The sequence below is a fragment of the candidate division WOR-3 bacterium genome, assembly GCA_039803545.1.
In the GTDB taxonomy this organism is placed as follows: Bacteria; Hydrothermota; Hydrothermia; order UBA1063; family UBA1063; genus UBA1063.
Window position 1 is genome coordinate 71,254 of record JBDRYS010000004.1, and the last position, 11,167, is coordinate 82,420.

At 44.0% G+C, this 11,167-nt stretch carries 14 protein-coding genes; all 14 read left to right on the forward strand.

Annotation, left to right across the window (positions count from 1 at the left end; genetic code table 11):
• Window positions 1–103: 103 nt before the first annotated feature.
• From ABIM45_07910 to ABIM45_07975, 14 genes are read left to right on the forward strand one after another with little or no spacing between them, the layout of a single operon-like run.
• Window positions 104–730: a redox-sensing transcriptional repressor Rex gene (locus ABIM45_07910; protein MEO0239821.1), complete on the forward strand. Its 627-nt coding sequence runs from the start codon at window positions 104–106 to the stop codon at window positions 728–730.
• Entirely contained in the window at window positions 727–1,227 is a 501-nt protein-coding gene (locus ABIM45_07915) for a Na+/H+ antiporter subunit E (GenBank protein ID MEO0239822.1), read from the forward strand. Before ABIM45_07910 ends, ABIM45_07915 begins: the two co-directional genes overlap by 4 nt.
• Entirely contained in the window at window positions 1,203–1,475 is a 273-nt protein-coding gene (locus tag ABIM45_07920) for a monovalent cation/H+ antiporter complex subunit F (GenBank protein MEO0239823.1), read from the forward strand. The genes ABIM45_07915 and ABIM45_07920 overlap by 25 nt, the downstream gene beginning before the upstream one ends.
• Window positions 1,472–1,810: a monovalent cation/H(+) antiporter subunit G gene (gene mnhG / locus ABIM45_07925; protein ID MEO0239824.1), complete on the forward strand. Its 339-nt coding sequence runs from the start codon at window positions 1,472–1,474 to the stop codon at window positions 1,808–1,810. Before ABIM45_07920 ends, mnhG begins: the two co-directional genes overlap by 4 nt.
• Window positions 1,803–2,057, forward strand: coding sequence for a hydrogenase subunit MbhD domain-containing protein (locus ABIM45_07930; protein ID MEO0239825.1), 255 nt, complete (start codon window positions 1,803–1,805; stop codon window positions 2,055–2,057). The genes mnhG and ABIM45_07930 overlap by 8 nt, the downstream gene beginning before the upstream one ends.
• Complete coding sequence (mbhE, locus tag ABIM45_07935; GenBank protein MEO0239826.1) at window positions 2,050–2,745, forward strand: hydrogen gas-evolving membrane-bound hydrogenase subunit E; 696 nt, start codon at window positions 2,050–2,052, stop codon at window positions 2,743–2,745. The genes ABIM45_07930 and mbhE overlap by 8 nt, the downstream gene beginning before the upstream one ends.
• Window positions 2,735–3,091 carry a sodium:proton antiporter gene (locus ABIM45_07940; GenBank protein ID MEO0239827.1) on the forward strand — a complete coding sequence of 119 codons (357 nt, stop codon included), beginning with the start codon at window positions 2,735–2,737 and terminating at the stop codon, window positions 3,089–3,091. Before mbhE ends, ABIM45_07940 begins: the two co-directional genes overlap by 11 nt.
• Window positions 3,085–4,521: a proton-conducting transporter membrane subunit gene (locus tag ABIM45_07945; protein MEO0239828.1), complete on the forward strand. Its 1,437-nt coding sequence runs from the start codon at window positions 3,085–3,087 to the stop codon at window positions 4,519–4,521. Before ABIM45_07940 ends, ABIM45_07945 begins: the two co-directional genes overlap by 7 nt.
• Window positions 4,521–6,329 (forward strand): proton-conducting transporter membrane subunit, encoded by a 1,809-nt coding sequence (locus tag ABIM45_07950; GenBank protein MEO0239829.1) that lies wholly within the window; start codon window positions 4,521–4,523, stop codon window positions 6,327–6,329. Before ABIM45_07945 ends, ABIM45_07950 begins: the two co-directional genes overlap by 1 nt.
• On the forward strand, window positions 6,326–7,213 hold the full coding sequence (locus ABIM45_07955) for a complex I subunit 1 family protein (GenBank protein MEO0239830.1): 888 nt from the start codon (window positions 6,326–6,328) through the stop codon (window positions 7,211–7,213). Before ABIM45_07950 ends, ABIM45_07955 begins: the two co-directional genes overlap by 4 nt.
• 2 nt (window positions 7,214–7,215) lie before the next feature.
• Window positions 7,216–7,725: an NADH-quinone oxidoreductase subunit B family protein gene (locus tag ABIM45_07960; protein ID MEO0239831.1), complete on the forward strand. Its 510-nt coding sequence runs from the start codon at window positions 7,216–7,218 to the stop codon at window positions 7,723–7,725.
• A gap of 2 nt (window positions 7,726–7,727) precedes the next feature.
• On the forward strand, window positions 7,728–8,258 hold the full coding sequence (locus ABIM45_07965) for an NADH-quinone oxidoreductase subunit C (GenBank protein MEO0239832.1): 531 nt from the start codon (window positions 7,728–7,730) through the stop codon (window positions 8,256–8,258).
• Complete coding sequence (locus tag ABIM45_07970) at window positions 8,251–9,369, forward strand: NADH-quinone oxidoreductase subunit D (protein MEO0239833.1); 1,119 nt, start codon at window positions 8,251–8,253, stop codon at window positions 9,367–9,369. Before ABIM45_07965 ends, ABIM45_07970 begins: the two co-directional genes overlap by 8 nt.
• 3 nt (window positions 9,370–9,372) lie before the next feature.
• Window positions 9,373–11,136 carry an FAD-dependent oxidoreductase gene (locus ABIM45_07975; protein ID MEO0239834.1) on the forward strand — a complete coding sequence of 588 codons (1,764 nt, stop codon included), beginning with the start codon at window positions 9,373–9,375 and terminating at the stop codon, window positions 11,134–11,136.
• Window positions 11,137–11,167: the final 31 nt, after the last annotated feature.

Genomic DNA, 11,167 nt, shown 5'->3' on the forward strand with positions numbered 1-11,167 from the left:
CCTATTTTTTTATCTCTATCTCGTGCAAGTTTAAACTTGCACTTGACAATTTATCCCCTTTATTTGATAATTTTACTCGTCAAAAAATTAACAAGGAGGTTGAATGGGAAGGATTCCTGAGAACACCTTAAGAAGGCTCACCCATTACCTGAGATGCATGCAGAGGCTTGCGGAACAGGGTAAAGATGAAATCCAATCAAAGGATTTGGCCTCTTATTGCAAGGTCTCTGATTCTTTAGTAAGGAGGGATCTTTCTTATTTTGGTGAATTCGGCAAAAGGGGGAAAGGGTACTCCATTTCCGTTCTTCTTCCAAGGATCAGAGAGATTGTGGGCCTCGACAAAGAAAGAAAAATTGCGGTAGTGGGGATTGGGAACATCGGAAGGGCCCTTTTAAATTATCCTTTTCACAAGTTCAATTTCAGGGTTGTTGCGGGCTTCGACATTAAGCCGGAGCTTATAGGAAAGGAGATCAACTCCATCCCAATTTACCACATCGATGAAATTAGTAGGATTGCAAAGGAAAAGGATATCTCCATTGCCATTGTTGCCGTTCCTGAGGAGGCGGGTGATGAGGTTAAGGAAAAGATCATCTCTGCAGGAATTAGGGGGATTTTGAGTTTTGTCCTGTTGAAGGGCCCATTCCCAAAGGATGTTTGGGTTAGATACATAGAGCTCCCATCGGAGCTGGAAATACTGAGCTTTTTCATGGAAAAAGGAGGCGTAATTTGAAGGCCTTATCGAGGTGGTTATATACAGCCATAATATTTTTGCTGGTCTGGATTGCCCTAACGGGGACAGTCCGGATCGATGAGCTGGCCACGGGGGTTATCGTTTCAGCCCTGCTGGCCCTTTTTACCTACCATCTCTTTACCACAGAGGGGTTAGCAAACTTAACTCCCAAGAAAATCTTTTGTGCCGTTATCTATTTCTTTCCTTTTCTCTTCTGGCAGATGATTAAGGCAAATCTCGATGTCGCTTACAGGGTTATTCATCCCAAGAGGCCCATAAATCCTGGGATCGTTAAGGTAAAGACGAAAATGAAGAGTGATCTTGGTAAACTCGTCGTAGCTAATTCTATAACTTTAACACCTGGAACCTTCACCATAATGGTGGATGGGGATGAGATGTACATTCACTGGATCGATGTGAAAACGGATGATGTTGAAAAGGCAAGTGAAATGATTCCGGGGGTGTTTGAGAAATGCTTGCTCAAGTTCATGGAGTAATCGTTTACATTTTTGTGGCTTTACTGGGGCTTGCAGTTCTTCTTTCAAGCCTTAGGTTCATCCTGGGACCAACGGCATCGGACAGGGTTGTGGCTACCGATATTTTGACTACCATTACAACCATCGTCCTTGTGTTTCTCTCCCTTGCCTTCGTTAGGTCTATCTATCTTGATGTGGCGCTTGTTTACGCCGTTCTATCCTTCATTGCGGTGGTTGCCATAGCAAGGTACTTAGAGGGGGGAATATGATCAGAATTATAATTGGGGAAGTCTTTCTCATAATTGGCGGAATTTTTGTCTTTCTGTCCTCTTTGGGACTCATTAGAATGCCCGACGTTTACAACAGAATGCAGACATCCACGAAGGCGGTAACCCTTGGTGCCATTTTCAGCATTATTGGGATTGGTATCATTGAACCTTCCTGGTTTGTCAAATGTTTACTCATTGTGCTCTTTTTACTCTTTACAAACCCGATTTCTGCCCATTCCATAGGTAGGGCATCTTACCTGAGGGGTGTTAAACTCTGGGAAAAGAGCGTGGTTGACAAGTTTGCAGATTATGTAAAGGAGAAGAGACATGAGTGAGGCGGTGATAATTTTGAGCATTGTTCTTGCAATCCTTGTTGTTGTGGCCACTTTTGTTTTGTGGCTTACAAAGGACCTTCTCATTGCCGTTCTCGCATCAGCGGTTATCAGCCTTGTTTCATCCATATTTTTCTTAATTTTGCAGGTTCCTGATGTTGCAATAACGGAGGCTTCTGTCGGAGCTGCATTAACTACAGGCTTTTTCCTCTTTGCAATGAAATATATCGGGAGGAACGAAGATGATTAGAAAGTTCCTTTACTTCTTGATTTTGTTAGCCTTTAGTTTCTTTATCTACGCAGTAATATCTGCCTATTTCCCCTTCGGTGAAAATACCCTTACGGGTGTTGCAAAATACTATGTGGATAATGGAGTCAAGGACCTCGGAGGGATCAACATTATTACCTCCATTGTTACCGTCTACAGAGGATTTGATACCCTCGGCGAGGTAACAGTCCTGTTTTTATCGGTAACGGCCCTCGCCTTCACCCTTTTGGGATTTAAGGTGGAGAGTAGGGTTTTACCTGATCTCACCTTGATAATGGAGACAGGCGGAAGGTATCTGGCACCCCTTATTATGTTGCTTGGAGCCTACATATTCCTCCATGGTCACCTTACACCAGGTGGTGGGTTCCCGGGCGGCGTAAATATTGCGACTGCCTTCCTACTCCTTCTTGTTACTCAAAGGAGTTATAAACTGAGGAAGATACACCTTACTGTTACCGAAGCCCTTGCAGGCTCTCTTTATGTCATCGTCGGCCTTGTGGGCCTTTACTATGTGAGGTCTTTTCTTGGGAATTTCTTGCAGACTGGAAAGCCTGGATACATTGTGAGTGCGGGAATTATCCCCATTATTTACCTTTTGATTGGATTTAAAGTGGGTAGTGAAATGACCGCTGCGCTTAAAAACCTCAAGGAGGGTGGGGATGAACATTGAGAGTTTGATTTTTTATGGGGTTCCTATTTACCTCATTTTTATGGGCATTCTCGTGGTTTTGACCACTAAAAATCTCTTCAAAATGCTTTTGGGCCTATCCCTTATGGACAGTGGTATCAACGTCCTTATTGTTGCCCTTGGTTATGTCAAAGGTGGAACAACCCCTATATTCTCTGAATATCCGAAAATTTACGAAAAGGTAGTCGACCCTGTACCCCCTGCCCTTGTACTAACAGCCATTGTGATCGGTCTTGCTTTTCTTGGCCTTGGTCTTTCCATTGCAATTAGAATCAAGGAAAAGTATGGAACTGTTAACGTAGAAAAACTAAAGGAGCTAAAATGGTAAACCCAATTTTAATCATCGCCTTTTTACTTCTCTTTGCCTTTTTGATGCCGTTACTGGCCCTTTTGCATAAGAGGCTTCCCAGCGTTGTCGCACTCTTACTGCCCGCTTTCAATCTCTATGTAGGGGTGACTTACTTTTTGAAGATGGAGTTCATTCCACTGATTATCAAGACAGGAGGTTTTAGGCCGCCCTTTGGGATTAACTTAGCCATCGATCACTTCTCCCTCTTTTTCTTGATCCTTGTCAATGTTGTAGCCCTGTTTATCGCCTTTTCCTACCTTCTCGAGGAACAGGATTACAAGTTCCATATGCTATTTCTTTTAAACCTTCTCGGTGCATCGGGCATTATCCTCACGGGCGATCTTTTCAACTCCTTCGTCTTTTTGGAGATTTTTGCCATTTCCGCCTACGCATTGGCGGCGTCGAAGAGGGAGAAGCATGCCCTTGAAGGTGCTGTCAAATACTTGGTTGTCGGCAGTATCGGCTCTTCTTTCTATCTCCTTGGGGTTTTCCTTCTTTATAAGGTAACGGGTTCTCTCAATATGGCCTTCATCGCTTCCAGTTTACAGGGAGAAAAGAGCGGGATTGTTTACCTTGCAGGAATGTTTATGCTTTTTGGTCTCTTTGTGGAAACGGAACTTTTCCCGCTTAATACTTGGGCTCCCGATGTTTATCAGGGTGCTTATAACCGGATTGCCGCTCAATTTTCATCCATCATATCTAAGGCTGCAATTTACCTTATGTTCCGAATCGTTTTCTTCCTTTTTGACGATCCACTGTTTTATAAACTCCTTATTGTGATGGGGATTATCACCTTCGTTATAGCCGAATTTAATGCCCTTGTTCAAAAGGACTTGAAGCGGATGTTAGGTTATTCATCCATTGGACAGATGGGGCTTGCGGTTCTTGCCTTTGCTCTTTACGGAATTACATCTCATCCTGAGGCCTTCTTTACCGCGTTGCTCCTTGTAGTAAATCATGCAATTAGCAAGGCAATGATTTTCACCAATTTAGAAAATATGCCAGAATATGCCCAGGTCGATACAGGCAAGGCAAATCCCTTCTCAAGCCTTATGTTTACCGTTGGTGCCCTTTCGGTGATGGGATTTCCCTTTACCCTTGGGTTCTGGGCGAAAATTGAGGTACTGGGAATTCTGCTCAGGTCAAATATTCTCTGGCTCTTCTTCTTGATACTGATCCTCTTTATGGTGGAAGCCTTCTACTACTTCAGGGTAATCAGCAACCTTATGAGAAGCGAAGTTGTTTCAGTAAAACTCAATCCCTTATTAACTGTATCCCTTGTAGTCTTTGCCCTTTTCCTTCTCTACCAGGGATTCTATCCGGTTCAAACTTTTATTTGGACAAATAAAGCCTTAAATGCCTTTCTCAACAAGGCGATTTATATTAGCACAATTACGGGAGGGTTGTAATGTATAACATAAGTTTGGCCCTTTTGTCCATTTTGCTCGGGGCTTTGGTTTTCTTTGGCACCCTTTCCCATAAAGCCTTAAGGATCGCTTCACTCGTTGTTGGAATCCTTTCAATATTGGCCTTTACCTTTCTATACCTCAAACCCGGCTCCTTAGAAATTGTTAAACTCGGCGTTTTTGCTATGTCCTTTAATTTGACAGAAGTTTCCCAGTTTTTCCTCTGGATCATTATTGCGTCCTTTGTCCTTTCCCTCTTTTCTCTTTTGCACGAAGAGAGAAGTGCCTTCTTCTACCTTTACTATTTCTTAGCCTTTGGGTTTGCTGCACTGACGGTTATGGCCAACGATCTCTTAACTCTTTATATGAATTTTGAGCTTATGTCCCTTTCCGTCTTTGCCATACTCCTTCTCGGAGTGAGGGGAAATACGAAGGAAATAGCCTTTAAGTATATGGTTTATTCCCTTGTTGGTGCCTATTTTTACTTGGGAGGACTTTTCCTTAAATTCAGATACTCGGGCAATATTGGTTTCGGACCCATTGTAGGGGCTTCGACCTTAACACAGATTGGTATCTTTGCGCTCCTTGCTCTTCCATTCCTCGTCAAAATTGCCACAATGCCTTTCCACAATTGGGCACCCGATGCCTACTATTCTGCCTCTGATTCCTTCACTGTTTTCTTCTCAGCGGGATTATCGAAGGTCGGTGTGTATGGACTCGCAATATTAATCCTTAAAACCTTTACTGAACTTTTCAAGAATAACATTTATCTCCCTGAAGTCATAGCCTGGATCGGTGGAATAACTGCCCTCCTTGGAGGGATTTATGCCTTTATGTCGGATGATGCCAAAAAGCTTCTCGCCTATTCCAGTATCAGCCAGCTGGGCTATGTTCTTGTTGGGCTTGGCCTTTTCACTCCCTATTCCTTTTCTGCAGGAATTTTCCACTCTGTCGCCCATTTCGTTTTTGAAGGGGTTTTGTTTGTCACAGTGGCTGCAGTGATTCACAGAGTGGGCACTTCCGATCTACGCAAGATGGGTGGACTTATAAAGAAGATGCCCATTTCCTTTATTGGCTTACTTTTTGGTATCATCGCCGGATCTGGAATTCCACCAACGGTAGGGTTCCCAGGCAAGTGGCTCCTCTATGAAGCCATCATAATGAAGGGTGACCTCTTCCTTGTGAGCCTCATCTTTTTTGCCTCGATAACGGCCTTCCTTTACTCCTATAAGCTCGTCCATTCCATTTTCCTTGGTAAACTTCATAAGGAGCATAGGAATGTAAAGGAAGCACCTTTGGGATACGTTATCGCAACTATCCTCTTCCTTGTGCCCCTCATTGTGTTCGGGGTCTTTCCTGGAGTCCTTTTTGAAAAAATCTACGCCTTTACAAAGCCTGTATTCAACCATGATGCCTTTTTCACCCTTGACAGCCTGAAGACTCAGATTGGTTTCGCAAAGATGACAGTGGCTGGCATTACCCTCGTATCCATGTTTGTGATCAGTTTTATCCTTTACCTTATTTCTGGGAGGTCTTACAGAGCGAAACAGGAAGATAATTACACGGCGGGTGAATGGGTCGATGAAGATTTCGCTTCCCACTATGCCCAGGAATTTTACGGCTTTATGAGGAAGGCTTTTGGAAAACTCCTGGATTTGAGCGCTGAGAAATTCTGGAATGGAGTTCTGTCGATTTTTAAGGCAGTTGCTGAGATGACAAGAAGGATCTACACGGGGGATGTTAGGGATTATGCCCTGTACCTTCTATTCTTTTTGATAGTTTTGGTATTTTTGGTGGGAGGTAGGCTATGAAGATTTTATTACTCCTTGGGTACTGGATTCTGGTGATCATTATGGGCCTTTTGTATATGGGAATTGCCCGTAAAGTAACGGCAAGGATCCAGAATCGTTATGGACCCCCTTTCTATCAAGCGTTCCTCGATGTTCTCAAGCTCTTTTCTAAGAGGGAAACCGCATCTCACGGTGTTATGCATTCCCTTGGACCTGTGATTGCCTTTGCAGGTATTTCTACCACCCTCCTTTTCCTTCCACTGGGAAAGGGCGCTCCCATTCTCCACTTTCAAGGGGATCTGTTTGTATTTCTCTATCTTATAGTTATTGGACCCCTTGGTATGGCCCTTGGAGCAGGCGAGTCTAACAACCCTAATGCAACCATTGGAATTGCAAGGGCTCTCTCCCTCATGCTGGGCTACGAAATTATTCTCTTTATGGCGACTTTACCCGTTTTTGTGCACTTTAAGACTGCTTCAATTTACGAAGTTATCCTTAAACAAGGTGCATTTCCCAATTGGGCGGGCATAAAATTTCCTCTCTCAATGTTGGGTGGCCTTATAGCATTGCAAGGACTCCTGGGTGAGAAACCCTTTGATCAGCCCATCGCACCCCATGAAATAGCCTCCGGTCCAATGGTGGAGTATGGCGGAAAATACCTTGGCCTTCTTCAACTCTGGCATGCAGTAGGTATAATTGTGGAGACTGGGTTATTCATCGATGTCTTCTTTGGTCCACAGAACATCCTGTGGTTCTTCTTAGGGACCTTTATTGCCTTTATGCTGGCAGTGGTAATTAATGCGGTTATGCCAAGGTTTAGAATTGAACAGGCCATTAGATTTTACTGGGGAGTTCCCCTTTTACTCGTTGTTCTTGGGATTCTTCAATATTACCTCTGGAGGTGAAAATGGGACTTTTTAAAATTTCTCAAGGAAGATCTTTGTGGATGGTACATTTCTGCACGGGATGCGGGGCGGTAGAGATGCCCCCAACGATGACCTCTCGATTTGATATGGAGAGGTTTGGTATTGCTCCGATGGCTACCCCCAGGCAGGCTGATGTTCTCCTCATTACGGGTTATCTTACTGTTAAAACGCTAAAAAGGGTAATTATGGTATACGAACAAATGCCAACTCCAAGATATGTGATAGGCTTTGGCTCCTGTACTGTTAATGGTGGAATTTACTGGGATTCCTACAATGTCATCAAGAATCTTGATCTTTACATTCCCGTTGACCTCTACATCTTTGGTTGTATGCCACGCCCTGAGTCTATCCTTGACGCTTTTCTTAAGTTGAGAAAGATGATTGAAGAGGGTAAGGCCAATAAGTGGAAAGATTACATTGAACGATACGACTGGTACAAGCAAAATCAGGCGAAGCTTTTTGATGTAAACAAATGGAGAGTACAAAAATGAAAATGGAAGAGAAAGTTGTTGAAGAATTGAAGAATATCCTGGGAAACCTCGGAGAAGTCTGGATTCAAAGGGAAAAGAGGGTTTATGCAAAGGTACCAAAGAACCTTGTCCTTCCCCTTTTGGCCTTTCTGAAAGATAAAGGTTTTCATCAGCTGACTGCCATTACCTGTGTGGATTGGCTCAAAAAAGGGAAATTTGAACTTATTTACAACCTTTTCAGTTTAAATTACGAAGGTGTTCATGTTTTCATCAAGACAGAGCTTGAGCGGGACAAAGAAACAATGTCATCGGCCATTGAAATTTATCCGATGGCCTTCGATTACGAGAGGGAAATCCACGAAATGTTTGGAATCGTCTTTGAAGGGCATCCAAGGCTTGATAATTTCATCCTTGAGGACTGGGATGGTCCACCTCCTATGAGGAAGGATTTTGATACTGCAAAGTATGTCGAAGAAAAGTACGGTGTGAAGGACTATACTGAGGAGTTATGGAAACGCAAGGAACAGCCCTACAGGGAGGAGAAAGATGAGTAGAGTGAGAGAGTTCGATTTTGAATATTTCATTGGACCTGCCCATCCGGGTGTCACCGGAAATATGAGTTACCATATCTGGGCAGAAGGGGATACCATTGTTCAGATAGAACCAAATTTAGGTTATCTTCATAGGGCTTTCGAAAAATTGATTGAGAGGAGGATGTGGCTTAAGAACTTCCCTTTGATTCCCAGAATTTGCGTGCCTGACCCCGATGTCAACGAAGTCCTTTATGCTATGGCGATTGAGAAACTTATGGGTATCGAGGCTCCTTTAAGGGCACAGTATTTAAGGGTGTTTATGTTAGAGATGTCGAGAATGGCTTCCTACCTCTTCTACTTCGGCGGCGTGGCAGGTGCCTTGGGGCTCTATACTTTACCCAACTGGTCAATTGGTGACAGGGACTATATTCTCGACCGTTTTGAGGAAATTTCTGGTCACAGGATTTACCACATTTACCAAACCATTGGAGGCGTGAGAAGGGATATCCCCGATCCGGGTTATAAGGACAGGGTAATGGAGCTTATGGATTACCTTGAGAAGAGACTAAAAGATTATGACAAAGTCTTCTTTGAGCATCCCATTTTCAAGAAAAGGGCAAAGGGAGTAGGGGTTGTCGATAAGGAAACCGCCCTTAAGTTTAGCGTTACCGGTCCCAATTTGAGGGCGGCTGGAGTACCTTATGATGTAAGGAAGGTAGAACCTTATCTTGTCTATGATAGGTTAGAGTTTAATGTTCCACAGGTATTTACTGATGGCGATGTCTATTCAAGGGTGATGCAGAGAAGGTTGGAGTTTGAAGAGTCAATAAAGATCGTGAGGCAAGTGATGGAGAATTTGCCAGAAGGTCCTGTAAACATAAAGCTCAGGAATCCTTTCGAGATCAGGGTGCCCGAGGGTGAAATCTATGTGAAGGTTGAATCATCGAAGGGTGAGTACGGATTTTACTTAGTATCGGATGGTGATGTTAAGCCTTACAGACTTCACGTAAGGGGACCAAGCTTTTCCCATGGATTGCAACTGGTAAGACACATCGGACCTGGAACAAACATTGCGGATATTTCACCCATTTTGTTCAGTCTTGATATTTGTCCACCAGATGCAGAGAGGTGAGCCATGAATATGAACTTCAAATTTTTAGATGCTTTGAAATTCCTTGTAAGGAAACCCCACACCGTGAGGGTTCCTTTTGAGAAGAAAGAACCCGCGAGACGGTACAGGGGAATTCACTCCAACGACTGGGAACTCTGCGTGGGGTGTGGAAATTGTGCGAAGATTTGCACCTGTCAGGCCATCGAAATGGTAGAGGTTCCTGGGTTACCGGAAAGGCCAGGTGATTCGGGATTAAGACCTAAGATCGATTATGGTAGATGTAGCTACTGCGGTCAGTGTGTTGATGTTTGTCCAACGGGTTCCCTTAAATTGACAAACTTTTACAATATTGTGACCCCAAATAAGGAAGAGTTTGTTATAATTCCTACGAAGGAGCTGGATACAGGGCCTGGGACTGGTTGGGAGATGGGCGAGTCTCATTTCCTCGATTTTGAAAGGGTTGAAATGCCCGAGAGGTCGGCTAATGAGAGAATCAAGGACTTTGACTGGATTCTTAAAGGATTTACCCCTGAAGAAGCCCATTTAGAGTCTGTTAGATGTCTCGGATGCGCCCTTTGCGTACAGGGCTGCCCTACAGGTATGTACATTCCCGAGTATATCAGAGAGATAAGGAGTGGAAACTATCGAAAGGCCCTCGAATGGATGAATATAAACAATCCTTTGGCCGAGGTTTGTGGTATCATTTGCACCCACAGATGTGAAAATGCCTGCGTATATTCGAAGAAAGGAGATCCTATTCAGATTAGATACCTTAAAGGTTTTGCAACCATGCAAATTGACGATTATGGCGCGGTTCTTGGATATGCCAAGGAGAAGGGAAGAGGTAAGGTGGCTGTTATTGGAGCGGGTCCCGCAGGCCTCTCTGCTGCCTACTATTTACGCAGGAACGGGGTAGATGTAACCATTTTCGAGGCAAAGGATAAGCCGGGTGGAATGTTGAGGTACGGAATCCCCCGTTATCGTTTACCGGAAAAGACCCTTGCCAAAGAAATTAAATTTATCATAGAACAGGGCGTAGAAATCAAGTACAATACCCACGTGGGTAAGGATGTTAAGTTTGAGGAACTATTCCATAATTATGATGCCGTTTTTCTCGGAGCTGGTTACCAGGTTGGGCAGAAGATGGGGATCAAGGGAGAGGACTTAGATGGAGTGATGGATGCTGTTACATTCCTGAGAAAGGTTAGTGAAGGTGAAAGAGTTTCTGTTGGTGAGAAGGTGCTTGTGATCGGTGGTGGAGATACAGCGATGGATTCATCGAGGACGGCGTTGAGACTCGGTGCTAAAGAAGTGATTATTTCTTATAGGAGAAGAGTTGAGGATATGCCCGCCTCCCATGAGGAGAGAGAGGAGGCCCTTGCAGAAGGTGTTAAATTCATGCCCCAAACGCTGCCAATAGAAATCGAAAGGAGAGGGAACAAACTGGTGGTAAAATACTGCGATTGTGAAATGGTCTATGAAGAGGGTGCAAAGCGGCCAAAACCCATTCCTATTTACGAAAAGACCTATGAAATGGAAGTGGATACCGTGATAATGGCCATTGGCCAGGGGCCCGATCTGAGTTTCTTGCCTGAAGATGTAAAAAGTAAACTCAGGTTCAACAGGGCTGGTAACAAGATACTGGTGAACGAGAATATGATGACCGATGTTCCCGGGTTATTCGCAGGAGGTGACCTTGTTACTAAGAGGGCGGATGCTATAAGTGCTATAGCAACAGGGAGGAAGGCAGCACTCGGGATTTTAAAATATCTTGAGGCAAAGAAGTAAACAAAGAGGGGGCGGGGCGTACGCCCCGCCC